This window comes from Bradyrhizobium sp. USDA 4473 (assembly GCF_054063335.1).
The window spans coordinates 794,036-814,021 of sequence record NZ_JBSSGE010000001.1; the positions used below are offsets into that span (position 1 = coordinate 794,036).

Annotated in this window: 20 protein-coding genes and 2 tRNA genes; 8 read left to right on the forward strand and 14 right to left on the reverse strand. The window is 64.8% G+C overall.

Annotation, left to right across the window (positions count from 1 at the left end):
* Positions 1-102: 102 nt before the first annotated feature.
* Positions 103-1,017: a LysR family transcriptional regulator gene (locus ACVW17_RS03725; RefSeq protein ID WP_456750520.1), complete on the forward strand. Its 915-nt coding sequence runs from the start codon at positions 103-105 to the stop codon at positions 1,015-1,017.
* Positions 1,018-1,232: 215 nt separating this feature from the next.
* Here the strand turns inward: ACVW17_RS03725 and ACVW17_RS03730 are convergent.
* The 10 genes from ACVW17_RS03730 to ACVW17_RS03775 all read right to left on the reverse strand — a co-directional run bounded on the left by ACVW17_RS03730 (position 1,233) and on the right by ACVW17_RS03775 (position 7,811).
* Positions 1,233-1,308, reverse strand: a tRNA-Phe gene (locus ACVW17_RS03730).
* Between the two features lie 140 nt (positions 1,309-1,448).
* Positions 1,449-1,631 (reverse strand): DNA gyrase inhibitor YacG, encoded by a 183-nt coding sequence (gene yacG, locus ACVW17_RS03735; RefSeq protein WP_456750698.1) that lies wholly within the window; start codon positions 1,629-1,631, stop codon positions 1,449-1,451.
* A gap of 234 nt (positions 1,632-1,865) precedes the next feature.
* On the reverse strand, positions 1,866-2,495 hold the full coding sequence (locus ACVW17_RS03740; RefSeq protein WP_456750699.1) for a Maf-like protein: 630 nt from the start codon (positions 2,493-2,495) through the stop codon (positions 1,866-1,868).
* 202 nt (positions 2,496-2,697) lie between these two features.
* The gene (locus ACVW17_RS03745; RefSeq protein ID WP_456750700.1) at positions 2,698-3,162 is read right to left on the reverse strand and encodes an arsenate-mycothiol transferase ArsC; all 465 of its coding nucleotides are present in this window, start codon (positions 3,160-3,162) and stop codon (positions 2,698-2,700) included.
* Positions 3,163-3,216: 54 nt separating this feature from the next.
* Positions 3,217-3,720 (reverse strand): UPF0262 family protein, encoded by a 504-nt coding sequence (locus ACVW17_RS03750; RefSeq protein WP_456750701.1) that lies wholly within the window; start codon positions 3,718-3,720, stop codon positions 3,217-3,219.
* Positions 3,717-5,012, reverse strand: a complete 1,296-nt coding sequence (gene hisD / locus ACVW17_RS03755) for a histidinol dehydrogenase (protein ID WP_456750702.1) — start codon at positions 5,010-5,012, stop codon at positions 3,717-3,719. Before hisD ends, ACVW17_RS03750 begins: the two co-directional genes overlap by 4 nt.
* Positions 5,013-5,130: 118 nt before the next feature.
* Positions 5,131-5,559, reverse strand: coding sequence for a DUF2948 family protein (locus tag ACVW17_RS03760; protein ID WP_456750703.1), 429 nt, complete (start codon positions 5,557-5,559; stop codon positions 5,131-5,133).
* A 376-nt stretch (positions 5,560-5,935) separates the two neighbouring features.
* Positions 5,936-6,760, reverse strand: a complete 825-nt coding sequence (locus ACVW17_RS03765) for an alpha/beta fold hydrolase (protein ID WP_456750704.1) — start codon at positions 6,758-6,760, stop codon at positions 5,936-5,938.
* A gap of 70 nt (positions 6,761-6,830) precedes the next feature.
* Positions 6,831-7,331: a hypothetical protein gene (locus ACVW17_RS03770; protein ID WP_456750705.1), complete on the reverse strand. Its 501-nt coding sequence runs from the start codon at positions 7,329-7,331 to the stop codon at positions 6,831-6,833.
* A 171-nt stretch (positions 7,332-7,502) separates the two neighbouring features.
* Positions 7,503-7,811 carry a UBP-type zinc finger domain-containing protein gene (locus tag ACVW17_RS03775; protein ID WP_207833514.1) on the reverse strand — a complete coding sequence of 103 codons (309 nt, stop codon included), beginning with the start codon at positions 7,809-7,811 and terminating at the stop codon, positions 7,503-7,505.
* Between the two features lie 227 nt (positions 7,812-8,038).
* Here ACVW17_RS03775 and ACVW17_RS03780 point away from each other — a divergent pair, with 227 nt between their 5' ends.
* A complete protein-coding gene (locus ACVW17_RS03780; RefSeq protein ID WP_456756305.1) occupies positions 8,039-9,370 on the forward strand; it encodes an IS1182 family transposase in 1,332 nt (443 codons plus the stop codon).
* A 137-nt stretch (positions 9,371-9,507) separates the two neighbouring features.
* On the opposite strand, the gene ACVW17_RS03785 is transcribed toward ACVW17_RS03780, so the two are convergent.
* Entirely contained in the window at positions 9,508-11,205 is a 1,698-nt protein-coding gene (locus ACVW17_RS03785) for an FAD-dependent oxidoreductase (RefSeq protein ID WP_456750706.1), read from the reverse strand.
* A gap of 44 nt (positions 11,206-11,249) precedes the next feature.
* Positions 11,250-11,459 carry a hypothetical protein gene (locus ACVW17_RS03790; RefSeq protein WP_456750707.1) on the reverse strand — a complete coding sequence of 70 codons (210 nt, stop codon included), beginning with the start codon at positions 11,457-11,459 and terminating at the stop codon, positions 11,250-11,252.
* A gap of 316 nt (positions 11,460-11,775) precedes the next feature.
* Between ACVW17_RS03790 and ACVW17_RS03795 the strand changes: the two genes are divergently transcribed.
* Together ACVW17_RS03795 and ACVW17_RS03800 are read left to right on the forward strand one after the other, a co-directional pair.
* Positions 11,776-11,850, forward strand: a tRNA-Thr gene (locus tag ACVW17_RS03795).
* 237 nt (positions 11,851-12,087) lie between these two features.
* A complete protein-coding gene (locus ACVW17_RS03800; RefSeq protein ID WP_456750708.1) occupies positions 12,088-13,680 on the forward strand; it encodes a hypothetical protein in 1,593 nt (530 codons plus the stop codon).
* On the opposite strand, the gene ACVW17_RS03805 is transcribed toward ACVW17_RS03800, so the two are convergent.
* Positions 13,632-13,757 (reverse strand): hypothetical protein, encoded by a 126-nt coding sequence (locus tag ACVW17_RS03805; protein ID WP_456750709.1) that lies wholly within the window; start codon positions 13,755-13,757, stop codon positions 13,632-13,634. The two genes, ACVW17_RS03800 and ACVW17_RS03805, sit on opposite strands and share 49 nt — an antisense overlap.
* A gap of 112 nt (positions 13,758-13,869) precedes the next feature.
* Here ACVW17_RS03805 and ACVW17_RS03810 point away from each other — a divergent pair, with 112 nt between their 5' ends.
* The 3 genes from ACVW17_RS03810 to ACVW17_RS03820 all read left to right on the forward strand — a co-directional run bounded on the left by ACVW17_RS03810 (position 13,870) and on the right by ACVW17_RS03820 (position 17,540).
* Positions 13,870-14,166: a hypothetical protein gene (locus ACVW17_RS03810; RefSeq protein ID WP_456750710.1), complete on the forward strand. Its 297-nt coding sequence runs from the start codon at positions 13,870-13,872 to the stop codon at positions 14,164-14,166.
* A 245-nt stretch (positions 14,167-14,411) separates the two neighbouring features.
* Positions 14,412-15,155: an outer membrane protein gene (locus ACVW17_RS03815; RefSeq protein WP_456750711.1), complete on the forward strand. Its 744-nt coding sequence runs from the start codon at positions 14,412-14,414 to the stop codon at positions 15,153-15,155.
* A 240-nt stretch (positions 15,156-15,395) separates the two neighbouring features.
* A complete protein-coding gene (locus tag ACVW17_RS03820; RefSeq protein ID WP_456750712.1) occupies positions 15,396-17,540 on the forward strand; it encodes a methyl-accepting chemotaxis protein in 2,145 nt (714 codons plus the stop codon).
* A gap of 274 nt (positions 17,541-17,814) precedes the next feature.
* On the opposite strand, the gene ACVW17_RS03825 is transcribed toward ACVW17_RS03820, so the two are convergent.
* Positions 17,815-18,393, reverse strand: coding sequence for a TetR/AcrR family transcriptional regulator (locus ACVW17_RS03825; RefSeq protein WP_456750713.1), 579 nt, complete (start codon positions 18,391-18,393; stop codon positions 17,815-17,817).
* A 324-nt stretch (positions 18,394-18,717) separates the two neighbouring features.
* Here ACVW17_RS03825 and ACVW17_RS03830 point away from each other — a divergent pair, with 324 nt between their 5' ends.
* Positions 18,718-19,968 (forward strand): efflux RND transporter periplasmic adaptor subunit, encoded by a 1,251-nt coding sequence (locus ACVW17_RS03830; RefSeq protein WP_456796788.1) that lies wholly within the window; start codon positions 18,718-18,720, stop codon positions 19,966-19,968.
* Positions 19,969-19,986: the final 18 nt, after the last annotated feature.

Genomic DNA, 19,986 nt, shown 5'->3' on the forward strand with positions numbered 1-19,986 from the left:
TTCATTCGACCGTGCCGCGCGCATGGCTGGAAATCCAATGTCGTGTTCTGATATCGTTATGCACATCCTGCATAAGCGCAGGAGTTGCCGAGGAGGCCTTCCGTGGAGATCAATTGGCTGTACGATTTCGTTGCGGTCGCCACGTCGCGCAGCTTCTCGCGAGCGGCCGAAGAGCGGAATTGCTCGCAACCCGCCCTAAGTCGCAGGATACAGGCGCTCGAGCTGTGGACCGGCGCACCGTTGCTCGAGCGCACAACGCATAGCGTCAATCTTACGCCGGCAGGCGAAGTGTTTCGTCAAACCGCCGAAGACATCCTCCGCCGACTGGCGGCCGGCCGCCTCGAGGCTCAGGAACGAGCACGCGGCGCGTCCGATGTCTTGAAGTTCGCCTCCACCAACGCGCTGTCACTGACCTTCTTTCCGGATTGGCTGCGCCGCATCGAGACCGAGCTTTCGTTTGTTCCGAACGTGCAGCTCGTCGCTAATCACATGGAAGGTTGTGAACGGATCCTGCTGGCGGGGGATGCGCATTTCTTGCTCTGCCATTATCATCCTGCGGCGACAACAGCGCTGATGCCGTCGCATTTTCGCTCGCTGCATGTCGGTGACGACCGGCTGATTCCGGCATCGGCGCCGGCTTCGCGCCGTAACCGAAAGCCTCGCTTCAAGCTTCCCGGAAGCGACAGCGCGCCGGTTGAATTCCTCAGCTTCCGCCCTGAATCCGGCATGGGACGGATCCTCGAAGCGGTCCGCACAAGGTCGCCGGTGCAAGCGCACCTGCGTACAACATTCACCTCACATCTGGCGAAGCTGTTAGTGACGATGGTTCAGGCGGGCCGCGGCATGGCATGGTTGCCTGAAAGCCTGATCAGCGATCAGCTTGCCTCAGGCGACATCGTCGCGGCAGGTGGACAGGAATGGTTCGTGCCTATCGAAATCCACATCTTCCGGCCGAAGCTTCGCTTGGCACAGGCCGCAGAGGCATTCTGGCGACACATCGAGAAAAACGGGCGCTAGCTTTCTCGCGTGGCCGGTCCCGAGCGCTACTCGAGCGCAAGATCGATCCCTGCGAAGCGCTGACGCAATCCCATCGCGTAAAACCATAGTCGAGCGCACAAAGGCGTAGCGTTGGTGCCCAGGGCAGAATCGAACCGTCCGGCTTCGCCCTTCGGGCTATGCCGGGACGAACTTTCGTGCTGACGGCTTGGTGGCTACGGCTGCGCTGAGCTGAATGGTGCCCAGGGGCGGGATCGAACCACCGACACTGCGATTTTCAGTCGCATGCTCTACCAACTGAGCTACCTGGGCATACTCGCGGGGCCTGAAAGGCCGGTGCGAGCGGGCGGTTTATAGAGAGGTCGGGGCGCCGTGTCCACCCGGCTTCGCGAAACGCTTCGCCGGGCGCGGCCCGCACCTGAACGTTTCCCCAACTTGTTGGGAAATCTTGGCTATTCCGGGTCTTCCGCGTCGTCCTCGCGGCCGGGAACGACGTAGCGGCCGGTCAGCCAGCGGTTGAGGTCGACGTCGCGGCAGCGTGGCGAGCAGAACGGGCGGAAAGCCTGTTCGACGGGCTTGCCGCAGATCGGGCAGGCGCGCGGCGTGGCCGGGGGCGTTGGGGGTTGGTCGGTCATGGCTGAAGCGGAGCGTACACTATCAGGCAATCGAGAAGGCGGTCTCGTGTTCCGCTCTCACCCCGGTCCCCTTTCCCTTCTCCCCTTGTGGGAGAAGGTGGCGCGGACGCAGTCCGCGACGGATGAGGGGTCTCCATCCGCGGAAACCGACCCCTCACCCGGAATTCAAGCTATCGCTTGAATTCCGACCTCTCCCACAAGGGGAGAGGTGCACCACCGATGCGGCAACGAATCTCACACCGTGGCCGTGTTGAGCCAGCCGTGGCGGATTGGGAAACCTTCGCCGCCGAGCAGGGTCACGGTCTCGTAGAGCGGCAGGCCGACCACGTTGGTGTAGGAGCCGACCATCTTGACCACGAAGGATCCGGCGATGCCCTGCACGGCATAGCCGCCGGCCTTGCCGCGCCATTCGCCGGAGCCGATATAGGCTTGGATGTCGTCCTCGCTGAGGCGCTTGAAGCGCACGCGGGTCTCGACCAGGCGCTGGCGGAACGCCTCGCGCGGCGTCACCACGCAGATCGCGGTGTAGACGCGGTGGTTGCGGCCCGACAGCAGCCGCAGGCACTGCGCGGCCTCGTCGACCAGATTGGCCTTGGGCAGGATGCGGCGGCCGACCGCGACCACGGTGTCGGCGGCAATGATGAAGGAGCCGCGCAAATCGTCGTCGAGCTGCACCGATTTCAGCGCCGCGTCCGCTTTCGCACGCGCCAGGCGGTTGGCGCAGGCGCGCGGCAGCTCGCCCCGCCGCGGGGTCTCGTCGACGTCGGCCGGGCGCAACGCGTCGGGCTCGATGCCGGCCTGGTTGAGCAGGGCCAGCCGCCGCGGCGAACCGGAAGCAAGAACGAATTTGGGACGGCCTAGCATGCGGGCTTTTGGGCTGAATCGGGGGGACGGACGCGGGCGGAACCTATCGGATGGGGCATGGATGCACAACCTTGGAACCGGCTTGCGAATCGCACGCCCCCTTGAAGACAAGGCCCCATAAGCACAGTCGTTTGTCAGTCTGGCGACAAGGCGCGGTTCTGCCAATCGGAACACCCGGCGCCCCCTTCACCTCGACCGGGCCTCACAGATTGGCAGCGCCCGCCTTGGCAAAACGGCGGCGGATGCGCAGCAACAGGCCGTCGCAGACCTCGCGATAGGCGGCGAGCTTCTGCTCGCGATTGCCGCCGGTGCCGGTCGGATCGACGGTGGGCCAGTATTCGACCTCGGCGGCGAGCGTCCGGGTCAGATCCAGCGCCTTGTGGTGCGCCTCCGGCGACAGCGTGATGATGAGGTCGAAATTCAACCCCTCCCAGTCCTCGAGTTCCTCGAAGGTCTGCGGCTTGTGGCCGGAAATGTCCTGGCCGAACTCGGCCATCACCGCGACCGCGAACGGATCGAGCTCGCCCTTCTTGACGCCGGCGGAACGGACGTAGACGCCCTGCGGAAACATCTGCTGCAGCAGGCTTTCGGCCATCGGCGAGCGCACGGCGTTGTGGCCGCATGCGAACAGCACGGCCTGAGGGTTGCGCGCGCGCGGCGCTTCCATGCGATCAGGCTTTTTTTGGCCGGGGCAAAACCCCGTCCATCATCGCATCACCGATCATCCGCCCTCGCCCTTCCAGTGCAGCACGGTGATGAGCGTGAACAGCCGTCGCGCGGTCTCGAAATCGACCCGCACCTTGCCCTTGAGCCGCTCCTGCAACGTGCGCGAGCCCTCGTCATGGATGCCGCGGCGGCCCATGTCGATCGCCTCGATCTTGTCCGGCGTCGCGGTCCGGATCGCCTGGTAATAGCTGTCGCAGATCATGAAGTAGTCCTTCACGACGCGGCGGAACGGCGTCAGCGACAACAGATGCGCCACCACCGGCGTGCCGTCCTCTTTCCGGATATCGAACATCAGCCGGTTGCCGGTGATCGCGATATGCAGGGTGTAGGGCCCGGCCGCGGCGCCTTCGGGTGCGAACAGATTCTGCTCGACCAGGTCATAGATCGCGATCGCCCGCTCATGCTCGATGTCCGGCCCGGAACGGCCGATCGATTCCTCGTCGAGCGTCACCGCGACGATGCGATTGTTGGAATCCTCGTCGTCTGGCGGCTTGTTCATGAGAGGTTGAGGCGCAATCCGACGGAACGTGAGTGGGCATCGAGACCCTCGGCCTGGCCGAGCGTCATCGCGGCGGGTCCGAGCGCACGAAGCTGATCCGGCCCGCACCTCAGGATCGAGGTTCGCTTCATGAAGTCAAGCACCCCGAGCCCCGAGGAGAACCGCGCCGAGCGCGCGGTCGGCAGCACGTGATTGGAGCCGCCGACATAGTCGCCGATCGCCTCCGGGGTATGGGCCCCGAGGAAGATCGCGCCGGCGTTGCGGACCTTTTTCGACAGGCCCTCTGCGTCCGCGGTCATGATCTCCAAATGCTCGGCCGCGATCGCATTGGCGAGCTCCACCGCGTCGTCGAGCTTGGCGACCTTGATCACGGCGCCGAATTCATTCCACGACGTGCGGGCGATCTCGGCCCGCGGCAGCGTCGCCAGCTGCGCCTCGACCGCGCGCTCGACATCGGCGGCGAGCCGCGCGCTGTCGGTGATCAGGATCGACTGCGCACTGACGTCGTGCTCGGCCTGCGCGAGCAGATCGGCGGCGATCCAGTCGGCGTTGGAGGTGTCGTCCGCGATCACCAGCACCTCGGAGGGCCCGGCGATCATGTCGATGCCGACCTTGCCGAACACCAGCCGCTTGGCGGCGGCGACATAGGCATTGCCGGGACCGACGATCTTTGCCACCGGCGCGATCGTCGCCGTGCCATAGGCCAACGCGGCCACCGCCTGGGCGCCGCCGACGCGGTAGATCTCCGAGACGCCGCCGAGATGGGCTGCCGCCAGCACCAGCGGGTTGAGCTTGCCGTCCGGCGCCGGCACCACCATGACCACCCGCGGCACGCCGGCGACCTTGGCCGGCACCGCATTCATCAGCACCGAGGACGGATAGGCCGCGGTCCCACCGGGCACGTAGAGCCCGACCGCATCGACCGCGCTCCAGCGCCAGCCGAGCTCGACGCCTTCGGCATCGGTGAACCGCTCGTCCTTCGGCAGCTGGCGGCGGTGGAAGGTCTCGATCCGGTCGCGCGCGAATTTGAGCGCCTCAACGGTTTCGGGGTCGCAGGCTGCGACCGCGGCGTCGATCTCGGCCGCCGTGATGCGCAGGCCGGCGGCGTCGAGTTCGAGCCGGTCGAACTTCCTGGTCGCCTCGAGCAGCGCCGCATCGCCGCGGGCCGCCACGTCGTCGACGATGGCACGGGTGGCGCGTTCGACGTCGGCCGAGACCTCGCGCTTGGCCGCCAGGAATTCGCGGAAACGCTGGTCGAAATCGGCGCTCTGTCGGTCCAGGCGAACGGGCATGACGGCTTTCTTAGGTGGAATTCAGCTCCCTGCTCAATGGCGCGGCGGATAATGGCCGTCAACCCTTCGGGAGCGCTGAAAATTGGCGTCGTCCCGGCGAAGGCCGGGACGACAGGATTTACCCCGGCACCACGCCGAGGTCGTCTTCCCCGAGATCGGTCAGTTCGCACTCCAGGCACTCGACATCGAGCCGGAGCGCCGCACCCTGGCCGAACATCAGCAGCGCGCTGCCGCCAGGCGGGTCGGAGGCATGGAATTCGATCCCGAGCAGTTCCAGGGTGGCCTCCGGGGCCTCGGGGTCGATATTGCGCGCCTTGCATGCCAGCACCCGGTCGAACCGGAGCGCGGCAATCAGCCGGCGCGAGCAGGTGCCGCCGGACAGGGTCTGTTCCCAGTCGAGCCGGTTCAGGCCGACCACCAGGCGCTTCTCGTCCTGGCGCCAGACGATGTCGGCAGCCTGGACGCGGGCGTCCTGGACATGGGCCGAGATCACCGCGAGGTCATCGGCATCGAGGGCGATCAGTTTCAGCGGCGCGGGTGGCGACATGACGGTGGTTATAACGCCTTGCGGCCGAGGAGGTAGCAGGTCGCCTTGAGATAATCGCGTCGGAGGAACCGGAGTTGCGCGCGAGACAGGTGAGGTGAGCACGCTCTTCAAGCTCCCTCCCCCCTTGCGGGCCCCTCGCGGGGGAGGGTTGGGGAGTGGGGTAAGCCCCGGGCGAGAAGCGTAACGAAACGATCGGCTTCGCAATCTCGGTTGCATAGTCGAACAGCCAGTTCGAGAGAGCGTGCCGTGTGGCCACCCCCTCTCCCTAACCCTCCCCCGCAAGGGGGAAGGGAACCCTACCGCTGGTGGCTTCCTCACTTGGACGTCGGTGAAACTGCGCGATGGTGAGATGCGCAACGCAGAACGCAACTCTGTCTCAGCCCTTGATGAACGCCAGCAGGTCGGCGTTGATCGTCTCGGCTTCGGTGGTCGGCATGCCGTGCGGAAAGCCCTTGTAGGTCTTCAGCGTGCCGTTCTTCAGAAGCTTGGCCGAGAGCGGGCCGGAATCGGCATAGGGCACGATCTGGTCGTCGTCGCCATGCATCACCAGCACCGGGACGTTGATCTTCTTCAGGTCCTCGGTGAAGTCGGTCTGCGAGAAGGCGACGATGCCGTCGTAATGCGCTTTCGCGCCGCCCATCATGCCCTGCCGCCACCAGTTCTGGATCACCGCTTCCGACGGTTTCGCACCGGGCCGGTTGTAGCCGTAGAACGGCCCGGCCGGCAGATCGCGGTAGAATTGCGAGCGGTTGGCCGCGACCTGGGCCTGCAAGCCGTCGAACACCGATTTCGGCAGGCCGCCGGGATTGGCCGGCGTCTGCACCATCAAGGGCGGCACGGCCGCGATGATGGCGGCCTTCGCCACCCGGCTCTCGCCGTGGCGCGCAATGTAGTGCACGACCTCGCCACCGCCGGTGGAATGGCCGACATGGACCGCATTCTTCAGGTCGAGATGCGCGGTGACCGCCGCGAGGTCGTCGGCATAATGGTCCATGTCATGACCGTCGGCGACCTGGGCGGAGCGGCCGTGGCCGCGGCGGTCATGGGCGATGACGCGAAAGCCGTGGTTGAGGAAGAACAGCATCTGCGCGTCCCAGTCGTCCGACGACAGCGGCCAGCCATGGCTGAACACGATCGGCTGGCCCGAACCCCAATCCTTGAAAAAGATCTCGACGCCGTCTTTGGTGGTGATGGTGGGCATTTGATTGCTCCTCTTGTTGCGTGCGTCATTCCGGGCTCGCGCTTCGCGCGCCCCGGAATGACGAGAATGATCAGGCGAACGTAACCGGCCTGAACCGGCGCCAGGCGCCGATGATCACCAAAGCGAAGAACACCAGCACGATGCCCTGCACGACAGCGAATACCGGCCCGGACGGCGGGTTCGGCGGCACGGCCGGCGCCAGCGCCTGCAACGCAGGCACCTTGAGGAAGCTCTGGATGACAAGCACGAAGACGTTGAGATAGAGCGAGACCATCGCGGTCACGATATAGATCGGGCGCCAGGCGCCGTTAAGCCGCATCGCATACAGCGCGATGCAGGCGATCGCGAGCAGCACCAGCGAGAGGCCGCCGATGATGTGCGACGGCAGCAGCTTCTCGGTCACCAGCGGCGGGATCACGAAGCCGGTGGCGTTGGTCAGGATCGTGAGGATGAGGAAGATCGAGGTCAGGCCGGGCATCGCGCGCGAGCCGAGCAGGCCGAACATCACGATCACACCGGCGGCGATGGCGATCAGGCTGATGATGACGTGGACAAGCACGATCGTCGACATGTGGCGCACTCCCCGTTGAGGACCCGCACCACGTTACGATGCGTCTTTGCAAATTGCTACATGGTTCGATGGCAGGATGGCCGGCATCTCATCCGAAATTTTTCCGGCGCCGGCTTTGATCGACCCGCGCCCACGGATGCAGCGACCTGTGCGCGGATTGGGACGTTGAAATCAATAATAGCGCGGGATCGGGCCGTTATGCGGCGTCTTGCGCTTCGAAAGGTCGAACAGCACCTCGTCGACATAACACCAGCCCCAGCCCTCCGGCGGATCGTAGCCCTCGATCACGGGATGGCCGGTGGCATGGAAATGCGCGGTCGCATGCCGGTTCGGCGAGTCGTCGCAGCAGCCGACATGGCCGCAGGTCCGGCAGATCCGCAAATGCAGCCAGCGGCTGCCGCTCTTCAGGCATTCCTCGCAGCCGAGCGCGCTCGGCGTGACGTCCTGAATGCCTGCGATATGGCTGCAGCCTTTTGTCATTTCTGGCCTCTTTAGATATGCCTCACGCACGCTGTTTGGCCCGTCATCCTGAGGTGCGAGCTCTTGCGAGCCTCGAAGGATGCACGGCCGCACTGTGGCCGATTCATCCTTCGAGGCTCGCTCCGCTCGCACCTCAGAGGGTGTGATTTTTTTGGGGTTTCAGCGAGCATTATAGCCGAAAGCCGGCGCGGTGTGATTCTCTGGCGATGATGGATTCGCGGGAGGTGATGTTGGCTGCCGATGAGTTGTTTGGGGACCTGCCGGAGCAGGCGAAGCCACCAGTCGAAGCGGGCTTGCCCGGCGCTCCGCGGCTGCGTGAGCCCCAGCGCGACCAGATTGCGCTGCGAGCGGTTGATATTGAGAGCCTGATCGGGGAAGACCATCCGGTGCGGCTGATCTGGTCTTATGTCGAAGAGCTTGATCTGAGTGAGTTGGAGGACCGGATCAAGGCTCGCGGCGATCGTCCCGGTCACCCCGCGACCTCGCCCCGGCTTTTGCTGGCGCTGTGGCTCTATGCCGCCAGCGAAGGCGTTGGCAGCGCGCGGGCGTTGGAGCGGCTGTGCGAGAGCCACGATGCCTATCGCTGGCTGTGCGGCGGGGTGTCGGTGAACTATCACCTGCTGGCGGACTTCCGGGTCGGCAACGCCGATCTGCTTGACCGACTGCTCAGTGAGCATCTGGCAGCGTTGGCAAAGGCCGGTCTCGTCGATCTGGAGACCTTGGCGCAGGATGGCATGCGGGTCCGGGCCAGCGCCGGGGCCGCCTCGTTCCGGCGCGAGGCGACGCTGGATAAGCATTTGGCGCAGGCTGAGGCCGTGGTGGAAGACCTCAAGCGCGAGGTCGACACACGCTCGGACGCCAGCAATAAGCGTGCCCGGGCAGCCAAGGAGCGGGCCGCGCGGGAACGCAGCGCGCGGGTGAAGGCGGCGCAGACGGCGCTCGCCGAGATCAAGCAGCAGCGCAAGGAGCGCGAAGAAAGTCGCGGCAACGGCAAGACGCCGAAGGAGCCGCGGGCCTCCACGACGGACGCCTATGCACGGGTCATGAAGATGGCGAACGGCGGCTTCCGCCCCGCCTACAACGTGCAGGTGACGAGCGTGGCCGGCGAGCAGATCGTCGTCGACACCAGAATTTGCAACATCGGATCCGATCGCGGCCTGATGCGCCCCATGCTGGAGCGGCAGCGTGCGCGGCCCGGAGGGTTGCCCAAGGACCATCTCGTCGATGGCGGCTTTGGCAGTGCCGAGGACATCGAATGGGCCTATGCCGAGGGCATCGATATCTTTTGTCCGCCCACTCAATCCAAGCACGGTACCGATCCCTATCTACCGCGGCGCGGCGACGGTCCGGGGGTGTTGGCCTGGCGTGCGCGAATGGCGAGCGAAGAGGGCAAGGCCCGATACAGGTCCCGGTCGATCTGCGAGTGCATCCATGCCCGCTGGCGCAATTGGGACCTGCGGCAATTGACCGTGCGCGGCATCGAAAAGGTCCGTGCCGTCGTGCTCTGGTACGCCCTCGTCAACAACATCCTGCAAGGCAACCGCCTCTCCAGAGCCTAAACAACGGGTCATCGCCGAACTCGAACTCAAACCTGCCAATTGCTGCGACGAACAGCCGCCAAAAACTCCGCAGGAGCCGAATCCGTCACAAGCTCTCAGGATGACGGGGAAACGTTATGCTTGCGCATCAATAATCCCTACAACGACGGACTCCCCGCATCGGCGAGATAGCCGTGCAGGGCGGCGACGACCTGGGCGCCTTCGCCGATCGCGCCGCCGACGCGCTTGACCGAGCCGGAGCGGACATCACCGACCGCGAACACGCCGGGCACCGTGGTCTCGAGCAGCGGCACGGCGCGCGCGCCCTCGCCGTTCTGCACGCCGGTCACCACGAAGCCGCCGCGGTCGACCTGCACGCCGCAGCCCTCGAGCCAGCCGGTCGCCGGATCGGCGCCGACGAACAGGAAGAGGTTGCGGATGTCCATGGTGAACTCGTCGGGTGCGAGCCGGCTGCGCCAGCGCACCCGCTCCAGCGTCTCCGCGCCGTCGAGCCCGACCACCTCGGTGTTGAACATCAATTCGATGTTCGGCGTCGCCTCGATGCGCTCGATCAGATAGCGCGACATGCTGGCGCCGAGCCCTCCGCCGCGAATCATCATGTTGACCCGGCGCGCATGCGCCGACAGATACACCGCGGCCTGGCCTCCGGAGTTGCCGCCGCCGACCAGCACGACGTCCTGGTTGGCGCACAGCCGCGCCTCGATCGGCGAGGCCCAGTACCAGACGCCGCGGCCCTCATAGCTCTCGAGATTGTCGATCTGAGGCCTCCGATAGCGCGCGCCGCTGGCCACCACCACCGACCTGGCGCGCAGCGTATGCCCGCATCCGGTGGCAAGCGCGAACGCACCCGACGCCTGCGTGCAGTCCAGCGATTTGATCGAGACCGGGATCAGCATCTCGGCGCCGAACTTCTGCGCCTGGTTGAAGGCGCGGCCGGCCAGCGCCTGGCCGGAGATGCCGGTCGGGAAGCCCAGATAGTTCTCGATCCGCATGCTGGCGCCGGCCTGGCCGCCGAAGGCGCGGGAATCGAACACCGCGACCGACAGCCCTTCGGAGGCCGCATAGACCGCGGTGGCGAGCCCGGCCGGGCCGCTGCCGACCACGGCGACATCGTAGAGCTTGTCCTGCGCGCCGTTGCCGATCATGCCGAGCGCCATCGCCAGCGCGGTCTCCGAGGGATTGCGCAGCACGGTGCCGTTGGGACAGACCACCAGCGGCAGCTCGGCGCGGGTCGGCGAGTAGCGTGCGACGAGGTCGGCGGCATCCTTGTCGGCCTCGGGATCGAGGACGTGATGCGGCTGGCCGTTGCGCGCCAGGAAGTTCTGCAGCGGCGCCATGTTGCCGACCGAAGCGGAGCCGATCAGCACCGGCCCGCCGGCGCCGCCCTGGATCAGGCTGACGCGGCGCAGGATCAGCGCGCGCATGATGCGCTCGCCGAGATCGGCCTCGGCGACCAACAGCGCGCGCAGCCGCTCGGGCGGCAGCAGCAGCGTCTCGACGGCACCGTCGGCATGGCCGTCGACCAGCGCCGGGCGGCCGGAGAGCTGGCCGATCTCGGCAAGAAACTGCCCCGGCCCCTGGTCGATGATCGGCGTGACATGGCCGAGACCGTCGCGCTGGGTGATCGCGACATTGCCCGAGAGCACCACGAACATGCCGGGGCCCGGCGCGCCGGTCTCGAACAGCGCCTCGCCGTCCTGATACGAGCGCGGCTCGCCGAAGCGGCGCATCCGCTCGATCTCATGCGCGGTCAGGGTCGGAAAGGTCTGCTCATGGCGCGGGAAGGCATAGGCGGTGGCGTTCAGCCGGTTGATCGTCGTCTCATCGATAGCCATCTCGGCGTCCCGCTTCTCGTTGCACCACACATCTAAGAGTCGGATTAGCGGCCCGGCCCATTTTCGCCGGCGTTGTCCAGCGAGCCGTCATCTGGCGAGCGGTCGGCCAGTTCGGAGGCGGCCGCATCGTCACGACCGCGCGCCTGCGATTTCCGCCGCTTGAGGTTTTCGCGCAGTGCCAGCTTGAGGCGATCCTGTCGTGAATCCTTCACGCGGGCTCCGGCCGGCCCGCCGCCTCTGTCCTGCTCGCTCATTGCAAACTCTCGAACTGCTATCGCGTTGCGCGAGACGACCATAGCCAATGGCGGATGCCCGCGCACCCTGCCCGGTCGGCCAGTTGCGCACCCGGTGGCATGATTCGGCGGCTTGGCGGATCAGGAGCTTTCGGTAGAATCGGGAACCCAATCGAGCCCAAATCGACCGGATTGGGCGGAATCACTCGACGGAACGCCAATTTCTGCCCATTTCACCGGCAGTGAGGGCGCTGTTTCGCTTGCGCGAAAGGGAGGCCTGTGGCAAGAACCGCCCGCTTGGACGGGCCCTCGGGGCCGATTCAATTTTCCCGGGCATGCTGCCGTAGCTCAGTGGTAGAGCACTCCATTGGTAATGGAGAGGTCGACAGTTCAATCCTGTCTGGCAGCACCATCCCGTTCCACTGACACATCAGTCACCCACTGAAGAAATTGGGCCCGGCCACGCGATGCTGGCTGGGAGCTGCCGGCGTGGTCCACTCTTGTTGCAACTCCGCGATTGGGGCCAGGACTTGCCCCCGGGCGCGTGGCGCGCAAAGTTTGAAAATTTGATGACCAAATGTCGCAAGTAAGTTGAGAGAATCAAAATATTCGCGTCATGTAGTCCGATAGTCAGGTCGAGAATCCCCGAGTGCATTCCCCCCGCTACAACATTTTGCTGCTGTGCGCCGCCGCAGCCCTGAAAACCAATACGGTATCGGACCATATTCGTGCGTTTCGCCAGTATGGTCGGCACAATTTTACGATTGTGGATTCGCTGGCGTTCGAGGCGATCGGAACGGATCTCGATGCCTATGACTGCATCGTATTTCACTATTCCATCGTGATCTCGATGGACAACTACCTTCCCGCCTCTTTCCGCGACAAGATAAGACGGTTCAAGGGGGTCAAGGTCGCGTTCATTCAGGACGAATATCGCTTCATCGATCGTCAAAACGCTGCATTGGCCGATTTGCAGGTCGGCGTGATTTTCACGGTCACGAATCCCGACGTGACCCGAAAGATTTACCGCGACCCGTATTTCGATGGTGTCCGCTTCGAGCACACGCTCACGGGATTTGTGCCCGAACATTTGCTGTCGATTGACGTGCCTGACTACGCGGCGCGCCCGCTCGAGGTTTCGTATCGCGCACGCAAGGCGCCGGCCTGGCTCGGATCGTTCGCCGAGGAAAAATGGCGAATTGCCGACAGATTTGCCGCCGATGCAGCCCGGCACAACTTGGTCTGCGACATCGACACCAGCGAGACGTCCAGGATCTATGGCGGCTCCTGGGTCGATTTTGTCGCGAGCTCGAAGGCGGTCCTCGGGACGGAGAGCGGCGTCAGCTTCATCGATTTCACCGGGGACACCCAGGTCGACGTCGAACGCTTCTGCGCAGAAAATCCCGATCTCCCTCACGAGGTGGTGAGACAGAGATTTTTGGGTGACGACGACGGCAAGATCGTCATCCGGGTGGTTTCTCCGCGCATTTTTGAAGCTGCCGCGCTTCGCACCCTGATGATTCTCTATGAAGGTGACTATTCAGGTGCGGTACGGCCGTGGGAGCATTACGTACCGCTCCGGCGCGACCACGGCAACATGGCGGAAGTGGTCTCGATCATCCGAAATCCGTCCAAGGCACAATCGATAATCGATCGCGCGTATTACGAAGTTGCCCTGTCGCCTGCATGGACGTTCAAGCAGATGATCGAGCGATTTGACCAGGTCGTCATCGACGAAGCGCAACGGCTCGGGCTCACACGCAGCACGCTTCCTGAGACGCTCGGCCCACTGGAGCTAGCCATCAGCACAAAAGGACTTCAGTGGGTCGCCCGCGGCCAATACCTCGAGGAGCACGTTGTCCCGGTCTACGACAACCTGGTCGACGGCCATCTGGAATTGGTCGGACACTATGAGCGCCTGAACCAATACTATCAGGGGTTGGTCGAAGACTACCAAAGTCTGGCCGAAGACTACCAAAAGCTGGCCGGAAACCATCAAAGCCTGGCTGAAGGCAACCAAAATCTGGCCGAAAGATACCAGGAGCTCGCGCGAGACCTGAGCCTTCCGCTCAGCCGCGTCGCCTATGTGCGGCTGCGGCAAAGCCTCAGCTCATTGAAGATGAAACTGACGCTCGCCCTTCAGCAGGTGAAGGCGCTCCGGGGCGAGCAAATGCCCTCGTCCGGTTCGCTGGATCAATGCGCGAGCAGCGCGCCGACCCCACCGATCATCAGCGCGACGTAGAACGCGAACACACTGCCGACCCATTTCCAATCGATCTGTCCGTGTTCGGGACTGAGGCTTTCGATGATGTCGTGCATGATGGTTTCCTTGAGATGCATGCAGGGCGTATAGACCGCGCTCCGAGCACATCATGTGACTCACTTCACACTTTATGCGGACTTCAGCGTGACCGGCCCGGAATTAAGGAAATTGCGCAAACATCTCGGCGAGGCGCTCGGCCGTGAGCTGACGGCCGCCGACATGGCGAAACTGTGCGGGCTGCCCGCGGCCGGCGGCGCCGAGAAGCTGCGCAAATGGGAAGTCAGCGGCCCGCCGCCGAAGGTCGCCGGCCTGCTGCGCGTGCTGGCGATGGCGAGCGAGCACTATCCGATCCTGCAGGAGTTCGACGTGTTCGATCGCCACGACGTTCCGGTCGGGGAGCGCACCGCGCGCCGCGCAGCGTTCCGCGAGCAGATGCGCGACGATGTGCGCAAGCGGCTCGCCTAAGGCGGGATGAGTTTTGATTGAATCGGCTTGGTTAACGGAAGTCGCGCTCGTGCACGCCGCGTTAAGCCTTCCGTCATCCCGGCTTAAGCGTTCGTTAGGCACAACAAAACGTTTCGCCGCAAAGGCTGCGACTTAACGCGCCAAGCCGTCGTTCGGTGAGAAATTTTATTCAAATGCGGGCTAACCCAGCGACCATGGATGGCGCCATTCACGCTGCGCCTCATGACTTGTCCGGAGACTGCCCCATGAAGACGTTCCTGCTCGCAACCGCAGCCGCAGCTGCTACCGTGGCCGCCCTCGGCGCGACCGCTCACGCCGCCGACTTCAACCGCGGCTATTACCAGAAGGCGCCCGCGCCCGTGTACGCCGCGCCGCTCTACAACTGGACCGGCTTCTATCTCGGCGGCCATCTCGGCGGCGTGTTCTCGGGCAACAACAATTTCAACGGCCTCGCGCTGTCCGACTCCGACGCCCGCTTCATGGGCGGCGTGCAGGCCGGCTACGACTGGCAGCTGTCGCCGATGTGGGTGATCGGCCTCGAAGGCCAGTATTCCTGGCTCAGCGGCCATCAGCTCAACGCCATCTTCCCGGGTGGCTACGTCTACAACAACAACCAGCGCGGCATCGCCTCGATCACCGGCCGCGTCGGCTACACCTGGGGTCCGGGCCTGATCTATGTGAAGGGCGGTTACGCCTATTCCGACAACAACGAGTCGGTGACACTGGGCGGCGTGCCGGCCGGCTTCGCGCTGACCGACAACCACAGCAACGGCTGGACCATCGGCGGCGGCGCCGAATACATGTTCGCGCCGAACTGGTCGGCCAAGGTCGAGTATCAGTACTACGACTTCGGCGACAGCCGCTTCACCGCGCCGGGCGCGCTGGCGCAGTACGGCAGCTTCCACAATGACGAGCACACGGTGAAGGCCGGCCTCAACTACCGTTTCAATCTCGGCAATCTCGGCGGCCCCGCTTACGGCCGCTACTGAGACGACCGACCGTCACAACCAGGAGTGGAGAGGCCGGCTCGCGCCGGCCTTTTCTGCGTCCGATCGCGTGCATCGATTTCGCACAGCGAACCGAAACGGCGACTGTGCACGGCGGCCCTGAAAAATCCCGCAGCTCGCCGCAATTTTCCCGATTTTGTTAACCCGCCGCACCGATACTCCCGCGCCGGGGAAACATCCAAGAGTAGTGGCCGGGATAGTTGGCCAGGGGGTACAGGGGCAATGGCGTTTTCGTTCAAGCTCGGCAAACCAAAGCTCAAGCGCATCCGCCTGCCGCAGATGGGCGTCAGGGGCAGCCTGTTCGCGGCCTTCGCCGTGATCGCAGGCATGGCGCTCGTTATCAGCGCGGGCGCCGGCATCGTGCTGCATCGGCTCGGCGGCACCATGAGCGATCTCTCCGGCCGCGACATTCCGCGGCTCGCCGCCAGCCTTCAACTATCGGCGCAGAGCGCCTCGCTTGCCGCCCAGGGTCCCGGCCTGCTCGCGGTGCAGAGCGAGGATGCCTTGGCCGAACGCACCAAGAAGGTGCAGGAGGTCGCGCAGCAGACCAATGCCAAGCTCGGCGAGATCATCGAGCTCGGCGCCGACAAATCCGTGGTCAGCGCGCTGCAGGAGAACGTCAAGAACACCGACGAGGCGACCAAGAGCCTGATCTCGGCAGCGCATGAGCGGCTCGATATCGCGGCGCTGCGCGACAAGCAGTACAATGCGCTGCGCAAGGCGCATAACGCCTTCGTCTCCGCCGCCGGGCCCGCGATGCTCGACGCGCAGACCCGGCTCAACGCCATCCTCGCCTCGGCCGATGTCTCCGCCGACGACGCCACCGAAGCGGCCCGCACCGTCGGCCAGATCAGCAATGTGCTCTCCGTCAGCAATCTGATCGCCGCCGACATGACCGCGGCGCTGTCGGCCACATCCAGCGAGACGCTCGATGCGATCGAGGCCGAGTTCAAGAACGGCCGCGAGCGCGTCAAGTCGAACCTCGAGGACCTGCCGAACAATCCGGCGATCGTCGCCGTGCGCGACACCGCCGCGAAGCTGCTCGCGCTCGGCGAAGGCAAGACCGGCGTGTTCAAGGTCCGCCAGAAGGAGCTCGATTCGATCGATTACGGCCAGACCATCCTGGAAGAGACCCGCAAGCTCAATGTCGGGCTCGGCATCAGCGTGCAGCAGCTGGTCGAGGCCGTGCAGAAGGAGACCGACGCCTCGACCTTCCAGGCGCGGCAGCAGATCTCGCTCGCGACCACGGTCATGATCGGCCTCGGCGCGCTGACGCTGGTCGGCTCATTCCTGTTCGTCTGGCTCTATGTCGGGCGCAACATCCTGCGCCGCATCCGCGGCTTGCAGCGCTCGATGCAGCTGTTGTCCGACGGCGACCTCGACACCGAGATCCCGCAGAGCCGGCAGCGCGACGAGATCGCCGTGATGGCCGACGCGCTGCAGGTGTTCCGCGAGAGCATGATCGAGAGCCGCGAGCTCACCGACAACCAGAACAAGGACCGCTCCGCCAAGGCCGAGCGCGCCTCGCGCATGGAGGCGCAGATCGCAGCGTTCGAGTCCAACGTGCAGAGCGCGCTCGGCAGCCTGCAGACCGCCGCCAACTCGATGCAGTCGACCGCGCAGAGCATGTCGGCGACCGCCGACCAGTCGAGCGCATTGGTCAACGCGGTCGCCTCCGCCGCCGAGGAAACCTCGGTCAACGTCCAGACCGTATCGGCCGGTACCGAGGAACTGTCGTCGTCGATCCAGGAGATCGGCCGCCAGGTCGTCACCTCGGCGGAGATCGCCCGCAAGGCGGTGGAAGAAGCCAGCGCCACCGACAGCACGATGCAGGGGCTCGCCGACAACGCCGCGCGGATCAGCGTCGTGGTCGACCTGATCCAGACCATCGCCTCGCAGACCAACCTCCTGGCGCTCAACGCCACCATCGAGGCGGCGCGTGCCGGCGAGGCCGGCCGCGGCTTTGCCGTGGTCGCCTCCGAGGTCAAGAACCTCGCGAGCCAGACTGCGAAAGCGACCGAGGAGATCCGCCAGCAGATCGTCAGCATGCAGGAGGTGACGACCACGGCGGTCTCCGCGATCCGCAACATCTCGAGCACGATCGGCGAGATCAACGACGTCACCACCGCGATCGCCGCCGCGGTCGAGGAACAGGGTGCCGCGACCCGCGAGATCGCCCGCAACATCCAGCATGCGGCGGGCGGCACCAGCGAGGTGTCGAGCAACATCGTCGGCGTCTCCACCGCCTCGGCGGAGGCCGGCACTGCTGCCGCCGAGGTGCTCAACGCCTCCGACGCGCTGCGCCGCGAGGCCGACGTGCTGCGCTCGGAGATCGACGGATTCCTGTCGAACATCCGTGCGGCGTAACTCGCCGCCGCCGTTCGGGGGCCTCGAGATTCTCAGGTGCGCAATTGCGCGTCTCGGGGTGACGGAATTGGCTTGCTCAGCTTGCTCAGTGTCATCACCCGCGCATGCGGGTGATCCAGTATTCCAGAGGCGGCCGTGCTTGAGCCGATAGGCCTCGGCGTACTGGGTCGCCCGGTCGAGCCGGGCGACGACAACAATGGATGAGGACAAAACTTCACATCCTCTCAGGTGTGCAATTGCGCCCGATCGCGGTCTTCTGGTTGCACTCGGGCGCCTAGCCGTGCGGCCAGGCCTGCATTGCCAAGCGGCCGATCTTGCCCAACTTCTCGCGCGGTGCTCCGTCGCGCGCCTGGACAGCCATGCCGCGAACGACCGCGCTGTAATAGGCGGCCAGCATGTCGCAATCGGTCGCCGGCGGCACATCGCCGTTGGCAATGCCCCTGCGCATGCGCTCGGCCATCACGCTTTCCGAGAACGCGCGATGCTCGACCATCATCTCACGAATGTTCTTCATTCCCGGCGAGCAATGCGTCCCGGCCAGCGAGATCATGCAGCCAAGCGGGTGATCGCCTCGCGTGAACTCGTCTGCGGTGGCCGCGAGCAAGTGCGCGAATGCGGTTCTGGTGTCGATCGACGGATCATTGAGAATGGCGAGAAACCATTTGCCCGCCCAGTCGAGATAGCTGCTGGTCGCTTCGCAATACAGCGCTTCCTTACTGTCGAATGAATTGTAGAAGCTCGAGGCGCTGATCCCCATCGCATCAATCAGCTCGTCGAACGACGTGCCTTCATAGCCGCGTTCCCAGAACAGCTTCATCGCAGCCTGCAGCGCGGCGGCGCGATCGAAGACCAAAGGCCGTCCTCGGCCGCGCTTTGGGTTGCGCACCTTGCGGTTACGGACCGTGTCGTCCCTGGTGTCGTCCCTGGCTTTCTTCCCTTGGATTATTTTTGGTGTCATCGCTCCAAAATTCCTTGAACGGCGCCTCCCCGAAGTTATATCGCCCCGAAGATATTGGAGGGCTTGCTCCAGATATCAACCCCGCGCGGTATTTTTCCACTCCGGCAACGACAGTGACCAGGCAACACCGACCCGATGCGCCGCAACGCTCAGCCTGCCGTTGGCGGCGCCTCGCCCGGCCAGGCTTCGGGCGGCCAGGCAAAGAATGACGGACGTCTCATGGACCAGATCACCGACAACACGAAGGTAGCACGCGAGCCGCTCGATCGATCGGGAGGGCAACCGCGCAGACGCAGCTGGCGAACCGGCGTCATCGTCGCGGCAATCGCACTCGCCGTCGGATCGGTTTATTTCGGCTTCGCGCCCCATGGGGGCAACAAGGCGGCAGCGGTCGCACCGCCGGCGCCTCCGGTGACAGTCAGCCAGCCGCTGCAGCGCGAGGTCAGCAACAGGATTGACTTCCTCGGCCAGTTCTCCGCGGTCGACCGCGTCGAGCTGCGTGCCCAGGTCGGCGGCACTCTGACCGAGATTCACTTCAAGGACGGCCAGATCGTTCACAAGGGCGATCTTCTGTTTGTCATCGATCCGCGCCCCTACGAAATCAAGCTCGCTCAAGCGCAGGCCGCGCTGCAGACAGCAAAAGCCCGCGTCGAGCTCGCCAACAATCAGCTGACGCGCGCGACGTCACTCAAGCGAAGTGACTTCGCGACGCAGGAAACCGTTGATCAGCGCACCAACGACCAGGATGCATCGCAAGCCGCGGTCGAAGATGCCAAGGCGCGCGTGCGCGACGCCGAGCTTGATCTCGACTACAGCCGCGTGCGAGCGCCCTTTACGGGACGCATCGGCGCGCGGCAGGTTTCGATCGGCAGCCTGATCGCGGGCAGCCGCGCCGCGACCAGCCCGACGACATTGCTGGCGACGCTGGTCTCGCTCGACCCGCTCTATGTCGATTTCGACATGAGCGAATCCGATTTCCTGACATTCTCGCGCGCGCGGCCCCGTATTCAGGGGCCGCTCGCCAACAAGGTCGTGATCCGGCTTTCCGACGAGAATGATTTCAAGCGCGAGGGAACGCTCGATTTCATCGATAACGCGCTCGATCGCTCCAGCGGCACGATCCGGGCGCGCGCGACGGTGCCGAACCCCGATCTCCTCCTGGCGCCCGGTGCGTTTGCGCGGTTGCGGGTCGAGATCGCGCCGCCGGCGCCGGCCTTCTTGCTTCCCGATGCCTCGGTTACGCTCGACCAATCGCAACATCTGGTGATGACCATTGGTCCGGACTCCGCGGTCAAGCCGAAGATCGTGACGACGGGCGATCTGCGCGGCGGGTTGCGGGTTATCCGGTCGGGCCTAGAGCCCGGCGACCGCGTCGTCATCGATGGCCTGGTACGCGCCATTCCCGGCTCAAAGGTCGCGCCGCAGGACGGCACCATTCACTACGACGCGAGCGCCGACGACCGCGGCTAGGTCAAACACCGACAGCGA

Coding starts and splice junctions, on each gene's coding strand:
- ACVW17_RS03750 (WP_456750701.1), bottom strand. CDS start 3,720: ATGAACAAGCCGCCAGACGACGAGGATTCCAACAATCGCATCGTCGCG.
- yacG (WP_456750698.1), bottom strand. CDS start 1,631: ATGACCGACCAACCCCCAACGCCCCCGGCCACGCCGCGCGCCTGCCCG.
- ACVW17_RS03815 (WP_456750711.1), top strand. CDS start 14,412: ATGAAGACGTTCCTGCTCGCAACCGCAGCCGCAGCTGCTACCGTGGCC.
- ACVW17_RS03770 (WP_456750705.1), bottom strand. CDS start 7,331: ATGTCGACGATCGTGCTTGTCCACGTCATCATCAGCCTGATCGCCATC.
- ACVW17_RS03765 (WP_456750704.1), bottom strand. CDS start 6,760: ATGCCCACCATCACCACCAAAGACGGCGTCGAGATCTTTTTCAAGGAT.
- hisD (WP_456750702.1), bottom strand. CDS start 5,012: ATGCCCGTTCGCCTGGACCGACAGAGCGCCGATTTCGACCAGCGTTTC.
- ACVW17_RS03805 (WP_456750709.1), bottom strand. CDS start 13,757: ATGCACGACATCATCGAAAGCCTCAGTCCCGAACACGGACAGATCGAT.
- ACVW17_RS03775 (WP_207833514.1), bottom strand. CDS start 7,811: ATGACAAAAGGCTGCAGCCATATCGCAGGCATTCAGGACGTCACGCCG.
- ACVW17_RS03830 (WP_456796788.1), top strand. CDS start 18,718: ATGGACCAGATCACCGACAACACGAAGGTAGCACGCGAGCCGCTCGAT.
- ACVW17_RS03760 (WP_456750703.1), bottom strand. CDS start 5,559: ATGTCGCCACCCGCGCCGCTGAAACTGATCGCCCTCGATGCCGATGAC.
- ACVW17_RS03790 (WP_456750707.1), bottom strand. CDS start 11,459: ATGAGCGAGCAGGACAGAGGCGGCGGGCCGGCCGGAGCCCGCGTGAAG.
- ACVW17_RS03780 (WP_456756305.1), top strand. CDS start 8,039: ATGTTGGCTGCCGATGAGTTGTTTGGGGACCTGCCGGAGCAGGCGAAG.
- ACVW17_RS03820 (WP_456750712.1), top strand. CDS start 15,396: ATGGCGTTTTCGTTCAAGCTCGGCAAACCAAAGCTCAAGCGCATCCGC.
- ACVW17_RS03785 (WP_456750706.1), bottom strand. CDS start 11,205: ATGGCTATCGATGAGACGACGATCAACCGGCTGAACGCCACCGCCTAT.
- ACVW17_RS03740 (WP_456750699.1), bottom strand. CDS start 2,495: ATGCTAGGCCGTCCCAAATTCGTTCTTGCTTCCGGTTCGCCGCGGCGG.
- ACVW17_RS03745 (WP_456750700.1), bottom strand. CDS start 3,162: ATGGAAGCGCCGCGCGCGCGCAACCCTCAGGCCGTGCTGTTCGCATGC.